The sequence below is a fragment of the Stenotrophomonas sp. CCNWLW57 genome, from assembly GCF_037203925.1.
Taxonomy (GTDB): Bacteria; Pseudomonadota; Gammaproteobacteria; order Xanthomonadales; family Xanthomonadaceae; genus Stenotrophomonas; species Stenotrophomonas rhizophila_A.
In genome coordinates, this window is sequence record NZ_JBBCBJ010000004.1 from 34,248 (window position 1) to 50,717 (window position 16,470).

Genomic DNA, 16,470 nt, shown 5'->3' on the forward strand with positions numbered 1-16,470 from the left:
GCGGAGATTCGCACCATGTGTGGCATCGTCGGTATTGTCGGCAACCAGAACGTCGCCGGGCAGTTGTATGACGGCCTGACCGTCCTCCAGCATCGTGGCCAGGACGCGGCAGGCATCGCCACCGCCGATGGCACCCGCCTGCGCGTGCAGAAGGCCAACGGCCTGGTGCGCGATGTGTTCGACGCCAAGACCATGTCCACCCTGGAAGGCCGCGTCGGTATCGCCCATGTGCGTTACCCCACCGCCGGTTCGGAAGGCATGGACGAGGCGCAGCCGTTCTACGTCAATTCGCCGTACGGCATCGCGCTGGCCCACAACGGCAACCTGATCAACACCGAGGCGCTGCGCCAGCAGGTGTTCGAACAGGACCGCCGCAACGTCAACACCGATTCGGACAGCGAAGTGCTGTTGAACGTGTTCGCGTTCGAGCTGGACGCGCAGCGCCAGCTGACCCCGGAAGCGGCGATCCGTGCGGTGGCTGGCGTGCACCGCCGCTGCAAGGGCGGCTATGCGGTGATCAGCGTGGTGCTGGGCCTGGGCCTGGTCGCGTTCCGCGACCCGCACGGGATCCGCCCGCTGGTGCTGGGCAAGCGCGCCCACGCCGAAGGTGATGAGTACATCGTGGCCTCCGAATCGTCGGCGCTGGACGTGCTGGGCTTCCAGCGCGTGCGCGATGTGCGCCCGGGCGAGGCGCTGGTGATCACCGCGCGTGGCGAGCTGTTCTCGGAAGTGTGTGCCGAGCCGGCCGAGCACAGCCCGTGCATCTTCGAGTACGTGTATTTCGCGCGCCCCGATTCGATGATCGACAACGTGTCGGTGCACAAGGCGCGCATGCGCATGGGCATCAAGCTGGGCGAGAAGATCCTGCGCCTGCGCCCGGACCACGATATCGACACCATCATCCCGATCCCGGATACCTCGCGCGATGCCGCGCTGGAAATCTCCAATGTGCTGGGGGTGAAGTACCGCGAGGGCTTCATCAAGAACCGTTACATCGGCCGCACGTTCATCATGCCGGGGCAGGGTGAGCGGGTGAAGTCGGTGCGCCGCAAGCTCAACCCGATCCACCTGGAGTTCCGCAACCGGGTGGTGCTGCTGGTGGACGATTCGATCGTGCGCGGCACCACCAGCCAGCAGATCGTGCAGATGGCGCGCGACGCCGGTGCGCGCAAGGTCTACCTGGCCAGCGCGGCACCGCCGGTGCGCTATCCGAACATCTACGGCATCGACATGCCGGCGGCCGAAGAGCTGGTGGCGCACAACCGCAGCGTGGAGGAAATCGAGGCGCACCTGGGCTGCGACTGGTTGATCTACCAGGACATCGAGGACATGGAAGCGGCGGTGCGCGAAGGCAACCCGGAGCTGAAGTCGTTCGATTCGTCGTGCTTCAACGGCGTGTACCCGACCGGTATCGAGCCGGGCTATTTCGAGCGCATCCAGCAGTTGCGTTCGGACGATGCCAAGCATAAGCGCCGCGCCTGAGGCCTGGCGGTGAGCGCGACGTTGCCGCGGGACGAGGCGGCCGGTGATCTGCTGCGCGCGGCGCAGCAGTGCATGGCCGAGGCGGACCCGCTGCGCAAGGTGGCGCTGACCCAGCACTACGCGGCGCAGTTTCGCGCGGGGCAGTTGAAGGTGCGCGCGGATGCGCCGCCGCCCGAGCCGATCCGGATGCCGGGAAGGCCATCGCAGTTGCAGCTGGTGCATCCGCGCGATGTACCGCGGCGGGGCTTGGGCAATGCGGAGGGGCGGGCGGCGTTCATCCATGCGATCGCGCATATCGAGCTCAATGCCATCGATCTGGCGTGGGATGCGGTGTATCGCTTCCGCGGGCTGCCTGGGTCGTTCCATGCGGACTGGGTGGGGGTGGCCGATGATGAGTCGCGGCACTTCCTGCTGTTGCATGGGCGGTTGCAGGCGCACGGCCACGATTACGGCGATTTCGCCGCGCACAACGGGCTGTGGGAGATGTGCGAGAAGACGGCGCACGATGGCCTGTCGCGGATGGCGCTGGTGCCGCGGGTGCTGGAGGCGCGCGGGCTGGATGTCACGCCGGGGATGATCACCAAGCTGCGTTCGGCCAATGACCACGCTACTGCCGATGTGCTGGAGATCATCCTGCGCGAGGAAGTGGCGCATGTGGCGGCGGGGACGCGCTGGTACCGCTGGTATTGCGAGCGTGCCGGTGTGGAGCCTCGGGCGCGTTTCATCGCGCTGTTGAAGGAATATGCCAACGGGTTTCTGTATGGTCCGTTCAATCTTGAGGCGCGGTTGTTGGCTGGGTTCGAGCAGGACGAGCTGGCGGACCTGATCGAGCAGGCGGGTCGCACCGGCCCCGCATCGCAATCGGCGGGATAACCGTGCCGTTGTGCCGGGCTCTGCCCGGCGTCATGCATCTTGGCGAACAGCTTGTTGCCATCGGTTCCCCGGTTTGAAACCCGCCCCGACCCACCTTCGACGGTGTATCGGTGGCCAGAGAAACGGCGGGTTGCGGAACGCCGCTAAACGTTCCGTAACACTACGCGTGTTCCGTCTTCTGTTGGCCGGTTGATGTAAAACAATCCTGGCCCGGGCCGATACGGCAGTTCGCGCGTTGCATCGTCGGCCGCATACAACAATGCGGTGTCGCCGAGCGCATCGAAATTCCAGTGTGCTGATTGCATCAGGTAACGCTTTCGCAACAGCCGTTCCTGCGCTGCATCGAGTGCTTGGCCTGCCAGCAGGCGCGCGGCAATGGGCTTCAGCTCATCCGGCAACGCCATCGCCGGATCCGCATCCGGCGTGCGTGCCCACATCACGCCGGCGGCTGCCGCGCGCTGGTAGATGAGCCGCAGTGCGACCAGCTGGTAGCGCCAGTCGATCTCGCGTTTGAGCACTACTGCGGCATGCGCGAACAGCACCCACTGCGGCAGCACGCTGTCGCTGCCGGCCACGCGCATCTGCTGCCAGCGATGCCATACGTCGACCCAGACGTTGTCTTCGCCCAGGCCCAGTGCGGCCTGCCATCGCCGGCAGGCGGCCTGCGCGCTTGCGTAGACCTGGGTGCTGCGCAGCAGGGCCAGCGGCGGGGTGGTGGTGTCGGGTACGTCGTGGGTGCGGATGCGCTGGCCCTGCGGGCGGGTGAGTAGTTTTGGCCCTTCGATGCGCTGGTCGTAGCCGCCGCCGATGTTGGCGTGCACGCCGGGTAACGCGATCTCTTCATGTTCGGGCGCGACGGAGGTCAGTGCAAAGTAGTGGCGGTGCTCGTCGCGCGCTGTGAGCTGGACCACCTTGTCGGCGCAGCCGGCGGGCAGGTTGACGTAGGGCAGTTCGTCGCGCTGGCGCGCGTCGATCGCGACCACGGTGTCGAACAGGCCGACGAAGCGCACCGGGCGGATCGCAGGGGCCGATGGCAGTGTCCAGCCGGTGCGGCGCAGCTGTTCCTGCAGCCAGAGGCGGCCGTCGGGGGCGTTGAGCCGGTTGATCGCGTCGCGCGCGGAGGCGGCGCCGCGCGAGAAGCCGAACAGGTCCAGGCGGACCCCGGTCAATGCGTGGGGCGGCAGGGTGCTGGCCAAGGCGCGTAGTGCTTCGGGCAGGCGCACGTCGAGCGCGCGGTGGACCTTGGCGATCACGCCGCTGGGGCCGATGCCGAACGCCAGCCCCATCAGGTCGTCGTCCTTGCCGGTGCGGGTGCCGGCGCCTTCGATGTAGATCGCCAGGGACAGCGTGCCGGGCAGTGTGGGCGTAGTTCGCCGGTGGTCGGGGTAGAGCGCGTGCAGTCGCGCGATGTTGGTCAGTCCGTTGCTGAAACTGCTGGTCAGGCGGCTCTGGTAGGGCGAGGCGTCGTCGGCCAGGACGGCGGGGGCGGGTGGGCGCGGTGTGGGGGTGGTGCTGCCGGGGGGGCGCGAGGCGTGCAGCAGGTTGTCGGCGTTGTTGCGGGTGCCGTCGAAGAACAGGCCGATCTGCAGCGTGACCGGCACGGTGGTGGTCGGAGTGGGCTGCCCTGCCATGGCCTCGGTTCCCCTGTCGATGCGCGTTTAAGGTAGCGCGAAAGCGACACAGGCGCGACGTAACTGAACCGCTGTGGCCGCCGGTCACAGTTCGGAAATCCCATCGGTGCGCTCTATTGAATTCACGTGATCGATTGGCGCCAGATGGTGTGGCCTGCCGACAGGGGCGGTGGCGCGAACACGTTCACTTCCGAAGTTCACTCAACGAGAGAGGCGACATGATGTCCAGTTCGATGAGAAAGACCGCAGGTGCGATCACGTTGTTCCTGGCCGCCGTGGGTACGGCGGCGGCGGCTCCCCTGTTCCAGCCGGTGACGGTGTTGAGCCGGGCCGCTGCGGCCAGCCAGCCGGCCGCGCAGGCGGTGTTGTCGGCGCCCTCCAGCGCCGCCGTGCAGGAAGTCCGCGTTGAGGCCGGCGCGGTGGTGGCGGCGCAACGGCAGCTGGAGTTCGAGCTGCTCGGCACGCCCGTGCAGGCGCTGCAGCAGCGGGTGGAGAACCTGCCCGATGGTGGCAGCATCTGGTACGGCAGCCTGCAGAACGCGGGGTCGAAACTGACCCGCCAGGCCGGTACGCAGGATCCGGGCAACTCGGTGATCCTGGTGCGCAATGGCGATACCGTCACCGGTTCAATCCGCAAGGACGGCACGCTGTACCGGCTGCGCCCGCTCAGCGATGGCCGCCATGTGCTGGTGCAGGTGGATGAGTCGCGCATGCCGGCCGAACACCCGGCCGATTACAACACGCTGCCGAAGATCGAGATGCCGGCCAGTGATCGCGCCGGCATTGCGGCGGCCTCGTCGGGCACGCCGGCCACCATCCGGGTGCTGGTGGTGGCCACCAACGCGGCGGTGAACGCCTACGGCGGCAACATGCAGTCATTGGTGCAGCTGGCGGTGGCCGAGTCGAACCAGGGTTACACCAACAGCAACGTCGGCATCACCATGCAGCTGGCCGGGTACCAGGCCGTGGCGTACACCGAGACCGGGAACTTCAGCACCGACCTGGCTCGCTTCCGCTCGACCAATGATGGCTACATGGATGCCATCCACACCACCCGCAACAGCACCGCAGCCGACGTGGCAGTGCTGATCATCAACAACAGCAGCTACTGCGGGCTGGCATCCGGGATCGGCTCGACGGCATCGAGCGCCTTCGCGGCCGTGTATTGGGACTGCGCTACCGGCTACTACTCGTTCGCGCATGAGATCGGCCACCTGCAGAGCGCGCGGCACGATATCGCCACCGACTCCAGCACCTCGCCGTATGCGTACGGCCATGGGTATCGCTACCAGCCGGCCACCGGCGCGCGCTGGCGCACGATCATGGCCTACGACTGCACCTCAGGCTGCCCGCGCCTGAACTTCTGGTCCAATCCCAACATCAGCTACAACGGGATTCCGATGGGCATCGCCTCCAGTGCCGACAACCAGCGGGTGCTGGTCAACACCAAGGCGGCGGTGGCTGCGTTCCGGTAATCCACAAGGCACGCGGCGGATATAGATCCGCCGCGTGCTGGTTGGCGTCAGGCCAGCGAATCCAGCGTCCACCCCTGCGGGGTGACGCGCAGCACCGAGCCCTGCTCGTACCAGTCGCCCAGCACGATGCGCGTGCACGCGCGGCCGCCGGCCTGCAGGCTGTGGATGGCAGGGCGGTGGGTGTGGCCGTGGATCATCGTGTCCACCCCATGCCGTACGAACGTGGCGGTGACCTCATCGGGCGCCACGTCGGTCACGGTCTCGAAGGTGGCGCGGTCGCCCTGTTTCATTTCCGATTGGCGTGCCTGGCTGGCATCGCGCGCCTTCTGCGCGAAGGCGATGCGTGCGGCCAGCGGCTGGGCCAGGAACTGGGCCTGGAACACCGGGTCGCGGGTCTGTGCGCGGAACTGCTGGTAGGCCACGTCATCGGTGCACAGCAGGTCGCCGTGCTGCAGCAGCACCGGGGTGCCGTACAGGTCGATCACGCTGGGGTCGGGCAGGATGCGGAAGCCGGCGCGACGGGCGTAGTCTTCGCCCACCAGGAAATCGCGGTTGCCGCGGATGAAGTACACCGGCACCCCGGCGTCTGCGACCGCCTTGAGCGCGTCGGCCACCGCATCGGCGGCGGGGGAGGGGGTGTCATCGCCGATCCAGGCCTCGAACAGGTCGCCCAGGATGTACAGGGCATCGGCCTGCATCGCCTCGCGGCGCAGGAAGTCCAGGAACAGGTCGGTGATGGCTGGACGGCTCGGGTCCAGATGCAGATCGGAGATGAACAGCGTAGTCATGCCCGTATTGTAGATCGTCAGGTCCGTAGAGCCACGCCCGGCGTGGCTGCGCGAAATCTGCCATCCCTCACACCGGCAGGGGCAACCATTGCAGGCTGGCGCCTGCCAACGCCGTGGCAATCGCCGTGGCGGCCAGCACGTCGCTGGGGTAATGCAGCCCCAGCACCACCCGCGACACCCCCACCGCCGCCGTGAACGGCACCAGCACCGGCGCCAGCCACGGGTAGTAGGCCAGCGCCACGATGGTGAACGACACCGCATGCAGGGTGTGCCCGGACGGGAAACTGAATTCGTCCAGCGGCGCTACCCAGGCACGGATGCGCAGGTCGGCCGCATAGGGGCGGGGGCGCCGGGTCCAGCGCTTCAGGCTCTTGTACAGCAGCAACGCCATCAGGCCGGTAGCGGCCATGTGCAGCGACGCGCGCAGGCCATCGAAGCCGTCCAGCAGCACCAGTGCGCCCATCAGCGCGTACCAGAACACCCCGTCGCCGAGGCGGCTGACCACCGAGAACGCGCGGCGCACGCGGCGGTGCCGGCAATAGTGGTTGGCGCGCCGGCACCAGCGGGTTTCGCGCCCGCGCAGGGCATCAAGCGGCGTGGTCCGCATGCGACCTCCGGGCACTGGCCAGTTCGGCAAGCAGGGCCTCGAACTCGGCCACGACCTGCTGCGGATGCAGCCGCGTCATCGCCACGGCCGCATTGCGGCCCAACCGTTCGCGCTCGGCGTCGTCGCCGGCCAGGCGCACGGCCGCATCGACGAAGGCGTTGTCAGCGTCCACCGCTACCCCGTTCTCATCGGTGCGCAGGTGCTCGCGGGCCGCGCCGTAGTCGAATGCCACCGTAGTCACGCCACTGGCCATCGCTTCCAGCGTGACGTTGCCGAACGTCTCGCTGCGGCTGGGGAACAGGAACAGGTCGCCGCTGGCGAAATGGCGCGCCAGCGCATCGCCGCGCTGCACCCCACAGAAGATGAAGTCCGGGTTTTCATGGGCCAGTTTCTCGCGGGCCGGGCCATCGCCCACCCACACGAAGCGGGCCTTGGGCCGCACCTGCTGCAGCCGGCGGAACGCTTTCACCGCCAGCGCCAGGTTCTTTTCAGCAGCGATGCGCCCCACGTAGATCGCCGCGAAGCCGCTGCCGTCGATGCCCCATTCCTCGCGCAGTGCCGGGTCGCGCCGCGTCGGCTCGAACTGGCTGCTGTCCACCGCGCGGGCCAGCAGGCGCACCCGGTCGAAGCCCTGGTCGCCGAGGAACTGCTGCAGTTCCTGGGTGGGCACCAGGGTGGCATCGGCCTGGTTGTGGAAGCGCCGCATCCAGCGCAGGGCAGCGGCCTGCAACCAGGCCACGCCGTAGTCGGGCAGGTACTCGTCGAAGCGGGTGTGGAAGCCGGTGGCGACCGGGATGCCCAGGCGCCGCGCGGTGCGCAGTGCCGACCAGCCCAGCGGGCCCTCGGTGGCGATGTAGATGGCGTCCGGGCGCTGCTGCTGCCACTGCCGGGCGAGCCGCTTGGGGGCCGGCAGTCCGAAGCGCAGGCCGGGGTAGCGGGGCAGCCCGGCGCCCTGCACCAGCAGCGCGCCGCCGGCATCGGTGTCGTCGGCCTGGCGCGGGCGCACCAGGTCCACCTCATGCCCGGCCGCGCGCAGTCCCTGTTCCAGTCCCTGCACGGTCAGGGCAACGCCGTTGACTTCGGGGGGGTACGTTTCAGTGACGATGGCATAGCGCATGGCGGGCCTCCGGTTTGAAGGCATGCTCGGGGCTGGCGATGTAGCCGACATGACATCGACATGACCGGCACATGACGCCGCGCCGGGCACAAAAAAACCACGGCCCCGAAGGGCCGTGGTCATCGTGCATCAACCGCGCGGGGCGATCAGAAACGCTGCTGGTACTTCATGTAGATGAAGCGACCGATGTCGTAACCGCCGTAGTACGAGAAGGCCGAGTTCGGCTTGCTGTACATGATCGGGCCCAGCTTGTCGAAGACGTTGTTGGCGCCGACCGACACGGTGGCTTCCCACGGCAGGTTGTAGCGGAACTGCAGGTCGTGGAAGGTGACCGAACCACGCTCGTTGTAGTTGCGCGAGCCCTTGTACCACGGTGCGTACTGGTTCGGATCCGAGCACTCTTCCGGGTACAGCGCGATGTTGGCGCACTGTTCCTTCACCCCGGAGTAGTAGCGGGCGGTCCAGCTCATGCCGAAGTTTTCCAGGTCCCAACCCAGCACCAGGTTGGAGCGGACGCGGAAGCCGCTGCCGATGCCGTTGGTGGGGGTCGGCACGACGCTGGCGTCATTGGTCGAACGGTAGATGTTGCTCGACACGTAGGTGGTGGCCGAGTTCAGCGAGAACTTGCCGAAGTCGGTGTCCATCCGGTAGTTCAGGTCCAGGTCGTAGCCTTCGGTTTCGAGGAAACCGGCGTTGCGGTTGCCGAACTTCAGGTTGGTCACGATGCCGGTGACCGGATCGCGTTCGAAGCGCGAGCAGCGCGCGTCGATGCCCTGCTCATAGCAGTCGATCAGGATCTGGGTGGGGGTGTCGGCAATGATGGTGTTGTCGATGCGGATCTTCCACCAGTCCAGCGAGGCGTTGAAGTTCTGGATGAAGCCGGGGCTCCACACCAGGCCCAGCGTCTTGCTCTTGGAGGTTTCCGGGGTCAGCGTCGGGTTGGAGCCGGAGGTGAACGGCACTGGGGTGGCATCGGTAGCCACGGTCACCGGCGTGCCGCCCTGGCGCAGCTGGCGGAACGTGGCGGCGCTGGCGATGTCACGCGAGCAGCGGGCGCGCACTTCGGCGCTGGTGCGCGAGGAGCCGAACACGGTGTCGCACGGATCGCTGAACTGCGCGAAGGTTTCCGAACCGCCACCGAACAGGTCGTTGATGGTGGGCGAACGGAAGCCTTCGGCCCAGGTACCGCGCACCATCAGCGAGTCGATCGGCTTCCACTTGAAACCGAACTTGCTGTTGAGCGTGTTGCCGAAGGTGTCGTAGTCCGAGAAGCGGGTGGCGCCGTTGAAGGTCAGTTCCTTCGCGCCGGGCAGGTCGGCCAGCACCGGGATGTTGAGCTCAAGGTAGGCTTCGTTGACGGTGTAGTCGCCACCGGTCGGGCCGGCGGCCAGGTTGGTGGTGGCACCGGTCTGGGCCAGCGCATCGGGGGTGTACTTGCCTTCTTCCTTGCGGCTTTCAACGCCGAAGGCGAAGCCCAGGTCGCCGGCCGGCAGGGTGAAGATGGAACCGGCGATGTTGGCGAAGAAGTTCTTCGAGGTGGTGCGGCCCTTGGTGGTTTCTTCCGGGAACAGCCAGGCCTGCAGCTCGTCATTGCCATACAGGCCATTCGGCGCGGTCACGCCGTACGCCACCAGCGGGTTCCAGGGCTTGCACACGTCGAACGAGATCGGGGCGGCGGCGGTACCGCACTGCACCTGGCCCTGCGCGTTGAGGAACGACGGACCCACGCCGCCGGCGACACGCGCCTTGTGCAGGTTGCCGGTGGCCACCGATTCCAGTTCATTGCGGTTGTACTGGTAGCCCGCTTCCCAGTCGAAGTAGCGCTCGCCGATGTCGAACGAACCGTCGAACGAGGCCACCGCGCGGTAGGTCTTCAGGTTGCTGGTGGTAACGCGCGGAACTTCCCAGGTACGACGATTCCAGGCCACTGCGGTCGGCGTGGCATAGCCGTGCTGGTTGCCGAACGGATTGAAGTAGCTGTTGATCGACATCGAGCCGACCCCGGCAGTGCTGGACTGCAGCGGGTAACCGGCGATCTGGCGGCTCGACTCGCGCTCGTTGTAACCCAGCTCGGTGCGGAAGTTGATGCTGTCGGTGATCGCAAAGCGACCATCGAAGTACACCGAATCGCGCTTGAGCGGATACATCACGTGCATCTGGTCGTTGGCGTTGCTCACATCACCGGTGAACGGGGTGGTGTCGGTGCGGTGGTAGTTGCCCGGCAGGGTCGGGTCCGAACCGCGGTTGAGCGAGTAGCCGCAGCCGGCAGTGGCGGTGCAGCCCGGGCCGCGCAGGCCGGTGATCTGGCCGTACTGGCTGATGGTGGTCCAGTTGCTGGAATCCAGCGGGTGGCGATCGGTCATGCCGTACTGGCTGAAGCCACGGTCGCGCGCCCACACGCCCTTCTCTTCAGCGTGTTCGGCCGACAGGGTCAGCGAGATGCGGTCATTGCTCCAGCCGGCCACCACGTCGAAGCGGTCGCGGGCGCCGTCGCCTTCGCTGTACTGCCCGTGGTAGACGTTGGCGGTGACGCCGGTGACATTGCCGCGGGTGATGATGTTGACCACGCCGGCCATCGCGTCGGAACCATAGATGGCCGAGGCGCCGTCCTTCAGCACTTCGATGCGCTCGACGGCTGAGACGGGCAGGGTCGACACGTCCTGGTAGCCGGAGGTGCTGATGCCCAGGCGCTTGCCATTGACCAGCACCAGCGTGCGCTGGGTGCCCAGGTTGCGCATGTCGATGTAGGTGCCGCCGGCGTTCTCACCGGCGGTCAGCGCGTTGGCGCGGCTGATCGTCGGGCTGCCCATGGCGGTCACGTTCTGCAGGATGTCGGCGACCGAGCTGAAGCCCTGGCGCTCGATGTCGGTGCGGCTGATCGCAAACACCGGCTGCGCGGTTTCCACGTCCACCGTACGGATGCGCGAACCCGTGATCTCGATGCGATCCAGGTTGGTGGGGTTCGGCGCGTCCTGTGCCATGGCCGGGGCGGCCACCAGGCCACCAGTACCGGCGACCAGGGCATAGCGGATCGCCTGCCCGAGTACGTTGATGCGTGAAGTCATTTGGCTCTCTCTCTGGTTCAGAACTGAATCAAAAGAGGTCGGCGGGGGTCCCAAGTGCACCGCGTCCCTCGAAAACCAGCCCAAATGGGCCGGTGACTCGATCTTAGTCCCAGTCGTTAAGCCCTTGTAAAGCTTTTTGCCAAAAAAAATTCACTTATCCGTAACCAAAGAGACAAATATCCCTATGAATCAATAGATTGTGAATTTTTGCTGAGTCTGTCCAATGTGTCCGGATATGTCGCAATGTATCAGTATGCTGCGACGCAGCACATGGATCTGCGCACACCGTCACGTAGGGTGGCGCAGTGTCTGTAGCGGCAGCGAGGCGGGTGCCGCGGACGCGGCTCAGGCCACGAACGGGCGGAACTGGACGCCGAGCCCGGCCATGCCGTCGGTTTCGCCGATCAGGTCGGCGCGCAGCAGTGGGCGGGCATCGATGTAGGCCTGCGGCAGGATCAGCGACATGCGGCTGTCGTCGGCGCTGAGCTCCAGCGCCGGCACGGGGGTGTCCTCATGGGCACGGTTGAGCAGCACCGCCAGCCGGAGCAGGGCGGTCATGCGCCGGGCCGGCAACAGCAGGCGTTCGGGCAGGGCATCGAACGCGGATTTGGAGACGTTGCGGCGGTGGCTGCGCACCAGCGCGGCCAGCAGCTGCTGTTCCTGGCGCGAGAAGCCGGCGATGTCCGAGTTCTCCAGCACGTAGCTGCCATGCACGTGGTAGCCGCTGTGGGCGATCATCAGGCCCAGCTCGTGCAGGCGCGCTGCCCAGCCGAGCATGCGCGCGTCGTCCGGGTCCAGGTTCCAGCTGCCTTCGACCTGGGCGAACAGGTCAAGCGCGGTGCGCTGCACGCGCGCGGCCTGGACGGTATCGATGCCGTAGCGCAGGGTCAGCGCGTCCACCGATTCGTCGCGCAGGTCGTTCTCGCTGGCGCGGCCGAGGATGTCGTACAGGATGCCTTCGCGCATCGCCGCCTTGCTGACCAGCAGCTTCTGCAGGCCCAGCGCCTGGAACGCCGCTTCCAGCACCAGGATGCCGCCCGCGATGATCGGCCGGCGGTCGGGCGACAGCCCGGGCAGGTTGATGTCCTCGATGCGCTTGGCCTTGAGCAGCTCATCGCGCAGCTGCGGCAGCGCTTCGGCGGTGATCGCGCCCTTGCTCAGCTTCATGGTGGCGCAGATTTCGCTGATCGCCTTGTGCGTGCCTGACGAGCCCAGCGCTTCGTGCCAGCCCAGCGCGCGGTACTTGGTGGCGAACTGCTGGAACTCGGCGCCGATCTCGGTCAGCGCATCCTTCCAGCGCCGTTTGCTCAGCTTGCCGCCCGGGAAGAAGCGCCGGGTGCTGGCGATGCAGCCGGCCTGCAGGCTTTCGCGCTCCAGGGTCTGCATGCCCTGGCCGATGATGAATTCCGTGGAGCCGCCGCCGATGTCGATCACCAGCCGGCGCTGGTCCGGCTTGGGCGGCTGCGCATGGGCCACGCCCAGGTAGATCAGGCGGGCCTCTTCGCGCCCGCTGACCACTTCGATGGCATGCCCAAGCGCGGTTTCGGCCGGCATCAGGAACGCCTGCGGCGAGCGCAGCTGGCGCACGGTGTTGGTAGCCAACGCGCGCACGCGTACCGAAGGAATGCCACGGATGCGCTGGCCGAACCGGGCCAGGCACTCCAGCGCGCGCTGGCGCGCGTCGGCCGACAGGCCGCCCTTGCCATCCAGGCCATCGGCCATCCGCACGGTCTCGCGCAAGCGGTCGACCACGCGCAGCTGCCCGAGCGTGTAGCGCGCGATGACCATGTGGAAACTGTTCGAACCGAGGTCGACGGCGGCGAGCAGGTCGCCATCCTGCAGGGCGGGCGGAGTCGTGGAGGTATGCGGCATTTGCGAATGGTAGCCGATGGGTGGGTCGCGGCGTCACCGCACGGCCTTCACATGATGCGACCGGAGGCCGCACCGGACGAATCCCGACCAACGGTCGGGATCTACCCGGGTTGTAGATCTTCGATCTACAACCCTTGCATCAACGCCATCTGCGCCGAGTGCGGGGGCTGGTCGGGGCCGGGGCTGCATTTGCGGTACTCGCCGTCGGCGTGCAGTTCCCAGGCATTGAGGTTGTCGTCCAGGTAGTTCTGCAGCACGTCGCGGTAGACCTTGCGGGCCAGCTCCGGGTCCAGGATCGGGAAGCAGGTCTCCACACGGCGCAGCAGGTTGCGCTCCAGCCAGTCGGCGCTGGCGCAGTACAGCTCGGACGCGCCGTCGTTGCCGAACCAGTAGACGCGGCTGTGTTCCAGGAAACGGCCCACGATGGAGCGCACCCGGATGTTGTCCGAGACCCCCGGTACGCCCGGGCGCAGCGTGCACGCCCCGCGCACGATCAGGTCGATCTGTACCCCGGCCTGCGATGCGGCATACAGCGCACGCACCACCTGCGGTTCGTTGAGGGCATTCATCTTGGCGATGATCCGCCCCGGGCGGCCGTTCTGGGCCAGGTGCATCTCGCGCTCGATCCGCTGCAGCAGCCCGTCGTGCAGGGTGAACGGCGACTGCAGCAGGCGCTTCAGGCGCGTGCGCGGGGCCAGCCCGGACAGCTGCTGGAACAGCAGGTGCACGTCGTTGCCGATATCGGCATCGGCGGTGATCAGGCTCAGGTCCGTGTACGCCCGCGCGGTGCCGCTGTGGTAGTTGCCGGTGCCCAGGTGCACGTAACGGCGCAGCTTGCGGCCTTCGCGGCGCACGATCAGCAGCATCTTGGCGTGGGTCTTGTAGCCCACCACGCCATACACCACCTGCACGCCGGCTTCCTGCAGGCGGTCGGCCAGGCCCAGGTTGGCTTCCTCGTCGAAGCGCGCGCGCAGCTCCACCACCACGGTAACGTCCTTGCCGTTGCGTGCGGCCTGGATCAGCGCATCGACGATCAGCGAATCCTTGCCGGTGCGGTACAGCGTCTGCTTGATCGCCAGCACGTTCGGGTCCACCGCGGCCTGCTTGATCAGGTCCAGCACGGCGGTGAAGGCGTCGAAGGGGTGGTGCAGCAGCACGTCCTTGCGTGCCACCACCTCGAAGATGCCGTCGCTGTCGCGCAGCGTGCGCGGGCTCATCGGCGGGTATTTGAGTTCCGGTCGGGCCAGCAGGTCGTACAGCTGGATGACACGGTTGAGGTTGACCGGGCCGTCGATGCGGTACACCGCGTTCTCGGTCAGGCCGAAGTTCTGCAGCAGCGTACGCACGATGTCGCGCGGACAGTCCTGGGCGATTTCCAGCCGCACCGCCGGCCGGTAGCCGCGATCGACCAGCTCATCGCGCAGCGCCAGCGCCAGGTTCTCCACTTCTTCCTCGTCCACCACCAGCTCGGAATTGCGGGTCACCCGGAACTGGTAGGCACCCTGGACTTCCATGCCCGGGAACAGCTCGCCGACGAAGGTGGACAGCACCGAGGACAGGAACACGAAAGTCTGCGGGCCACCGAGGGTCTGCGGCAACTGGATGATGCGCGGCAGCGAGCGCGGCGCGCGCACGATGGCCAGGTGGCCGGCGCGGCCGAACGCATCGGTGCCCTTGAGCACCACCACGATGTTCAGTGATTTGTTGAGGATCTTCGGGAACGGGTGCGACGGATCCAGGCCCAGCGGCGACAGCACCGGCATGATCTCGTTGCGGAAGTAGGCGCGCAGCCAGCGCTTCTGGCGGTGGTTCCAGGAGTGCCGGCCCAGCACGTCGATGCCGGCCTCGTGCAGCGCGGGGCGCAGCGTGTCGTTCCAGCAGCGGTACTGCTGGTCCACCAGCTCCGCGGCGCGGTCATGGATGGCGTTGAGGATGGTCTGCGGCGCCATCCCATCCGGTGCCGGCGGCAGGCCGAATTCCTGCGCGTGGCGTACCGCGGCGGCGCGGATCTCGAAGAACTCGTCCAGGTTGGTGCAGGAGATGCACATGAAGCGCAGCCGCTCCAGCACCGGTACCTGCGGGTCCATCGCCTGGGCCAGCACCCTGAAGTTGAAATCCAGCTGCGACAGCTCGCGGTTGATGTACAGGGCCGGGTCGCGCAGTGGATCGGTTTCGGCCGGCATGGCGATGGGAACGAGGGTGCTCATGCGGAGGAGTCTTCTGCAGAGGAAAGGGTGGCCACGTCAGTGCGCTCGCGCACGTGGTCGGCATCGAAGTGGCACGAGAACACGCTGCCCTTGCCGACCTCGCTCTGGATCTCCAGGCGCGCGTGGTGCAGGCCCAGGATGTGCTTGACGATCGACAGGCCCAGCCCGGTGCCACCGCTTTCGCGCGAGCGGCTGCTGGAAACGCGGTAGAAACGCTCGGTCAGGCGCGGCAGGTGGGTGGCGGGAATACCATAGCCGGTATCGCGTACCGCCAGCACCACGCCGTGGCCTTCGCGGGCCAGCTCCACCTCGACCCGGCCGCCGGCCGGGGTGTAGCGCACCGCGTTGGTGACCAGATTGGAAAAGGCGCTGTGCAGTTCCTTGTTGGAGCCCTGCAGGTCCACCCCGGCGCTGTCGATCACGCTGATCTGGTGGCGGCCCTGGCTGTGCGCCTCGGCTTCGCGGCGCAGCGTGGCCAGCATCGGCGCCATCGCCACGGTTTCTTCTTCGGTGTGTTCCTGCGATTCCAGCCGCGACAGGGTCAGCAGGTCCTCGACCAGCTGGGCCATGCGCTGCGACTGCCTGCGCATTTCCTCCAGCATCGGCCCGGTGCCGGGGAAATCCTCCGGCTCCATCATGTCCAGGTAGCCGTGCACCACCGTCAGCGGCGTGCGCAGCTCATGCGAGACGTTGGCCACGAAATCGCGGCGCACCTGCTCCAGCCGCAGCAGCTTGCTCACATCGCGCGCGATCAGCAGCCAGTAGTCGGGCGAATAGGGAATCAGGCGCAGGTTGAGCCGGATCGCCGGATCGACCGGGGAGGGCACGTCCAGGATCGGTTCGGCATTGCGGCCGCCGGCCAGCCAGTGCGCCAGCGGCATTGGCTGCAGGCGCGCGACCAGGGCCTCGCCCAGGTCACCGGGATGGTGCAGGCCGAGCAGCGTGGTGGCCGATTCGTTGAACCACTGCACGCGCTGGCTGTTGCGGTCCACCACCACCACCGCATCCGGCAACGCGGCGGCAGCCGCGCGGTAGCTGCGCAGCATGTCCAGCAGGCGCCGCTTGCGCGTGCGCATTTCCAGCTGGTTGCGGTACAGCAGCCGGTCCAGTTCGTTCCAGACCCCGTTGCCGCCGCTCATGTCCCAGCGCTGGCGCGCGGTGAGCCGGCGCAGCACCTTGCGCAGCCGCCAGTAGTGCCAGGCCAGCGCACCAATGGAGGCCAGTGCGATGCACATCCACACATGCCCGGTGGCGAGGCCCACCAGGCCGGCGGCAAGCAGCAGCACGGCGAGGGTGGCAAGGGTTTTCAACCAGGCGGAGCGGATGTGGCGCGGCATTGCGGTCCCAGGAAAA

At 67.1% G+C, this 16,470-nt stretch carries 11 protein-coding genes; 3 read left to right on the forward strand and 8 right to left on the reverse strand.

Translation table 11 applies throughout. The features are described 5' to 3' along the window. The first annotated feature begins 15 nt into the window (after positions 1-15). Complete coding sequence (gene purF, locus V9K91_RS10525) at positions 16-1,482, forward strand: amidophosphoribosyltransferase (protein ID WP_068849542.1); 1,467 nt, start codon at positions 16-18, stop codon at positions 1,480-1,482. A 72-nt stretch (positions 1,483-1,554) separates the two neighbouring features. Further along, the gene (locus V9K91_RS10530) at positions 1,555-2,355 is read left to right on the forward strand and encodes a ferritin-like domain-containing protein (RefSeq protein WP_095364543.1); all 801 of its coding nucleotides are present in this window, start codon (positions 1,555-1,557) and stop codon (positions 2,353-2,355) included. A gap of 143 nt (positions 2,356-2,498) precedes the next feature. On the opposite strand, the gene V9K91_RS10535 is transcribed toward V9K91_RS10530, so the two are convergent. Beyond that, positions 2,499-3,986 (reverse strand): DUF2235 domain-containing protein, encoded by a 1,488-nt coding sequence (locus tag V9K91_RS10535; protein WP_095364535.1) that lies wholly within the window; start codon positions 3,984-3,986, stop codon positions 2,499-2,501. Positions 3,987-4,204: 218 nt separating this feature from the next. Here V9K91_RS10535 and V9K91_RS10540 point away from each other — a divergent pair, with 218 nt between their 5' ends. Beyond that, a complete protein-coding gene (locus V9K91_RS10540; RefSeq protein WP_068849546.1) occupies positions 4,205-5,461 on the forward strand; it encodes a zinc-dependent metalloprotease in 1,257 nt (418 codons plus the stop codon). A 47-nt stretch (positions 5,462-5,508) separates the two neighbouring features. Here the strand turns inward: V9K91_RS10540 and lpxH are convergent, their stop codons facing one another. The 7 genes from lpxH to phoR all read right to left on the reverse strand — a co-directional run bounded on the left by lpxH (position 5,509) and on the right by phoR (position 16,454). Beyond that, positions 5,509-6,249 carry a UDP-2,3-diacylglucosamine diphosphatase gene (gene lpxH, locus V9K91_RS10545; protein WP_093533243.1) on the reverse strand — a complete coding sequence of 247 codons (741 nt, stop codon included), beginning with the start codon at positions 6,247-6,249 and terminating at the stop codon, positions 5,509-5,511. 67 nt (positions 6,250-6,316) lie between these two features. Further along, positions 6,317-6,856, reverse strand: coding sequence for a phosphatase PAP2 family protein (locus tag V9K91_RS10550; protein ID WP_068849550.1), 540 nt, complete (start codon positions 6,854-6,856; stop codon positions 6,317-6,319). Continuing rightward, entirely contained in the window at positions 6,837-7,973 is a 1,137-nt protein-coding gene (locus tag V9K91_RS10555) for a glycosyltransferase family 1 protein (protein ID WP_093533244.1), read from the reverse strand. Before V9K91_RS10555 ends, V9K91_RS10550 begins: the two co-directional genes overlap by 20 nt. A 146-nt stretch (positions 7,974-8,119) precedes the next feature. Then, the gene (locus tag V9K91_RS10560) at positions 8,120-11,038 is read right to left on the reverse strand and encodes a TonB-dependent receptor (RefSeq protein WP_336442921.1); all 2,919 of its coding nucleotides are present in this window, start codon (positions 11,036-11,038) and stop codon (positions 8,120-8,122) included. 345 nt (positions 11,039-11,383) lie between these two features. After that, positions 11,384-12,910 (reverse strand): exopolyphosphatase, encoded by a 1,527-nt coding sequence (ppx, locus tag V9K91_RS10565; protein ID WP_095364536.1) that lies wholly within the window; start codon positions 12,908-12,910, stop codon positions 11,384-11,386. A 125-nt stretch (positions 12,911-13,035) separates the two neighbouring features. Next, positions 13,036-15,117, reverse strand: coding sequence for a polyphosphate kinase 1 (gene ppk1 / locus V9K91_RS10570; RefSeq protein WP_093533246.1), 2,082 nt, complete (start codon positions 15,115-15,117; stop codon positions 13,036-13,038). Continuing rightward, positions 15,114-16,454: a phosphate regulon sensor histidine kinase PhoR gene (gene phoR, locus V9K91_RS10575; protein WP_068849559.1), complete on the reverse strand. Its 1,341-nt coding sequence runs from the start codon at positions 16,452-16,454 to the stop codon at positions 15,114-15,116. Before phoR ends, ppk1 begins: the two co-directional genes overlap by 4 nt. Positions 16,455-16,470 lie beyond the last annotated feature (16 nt).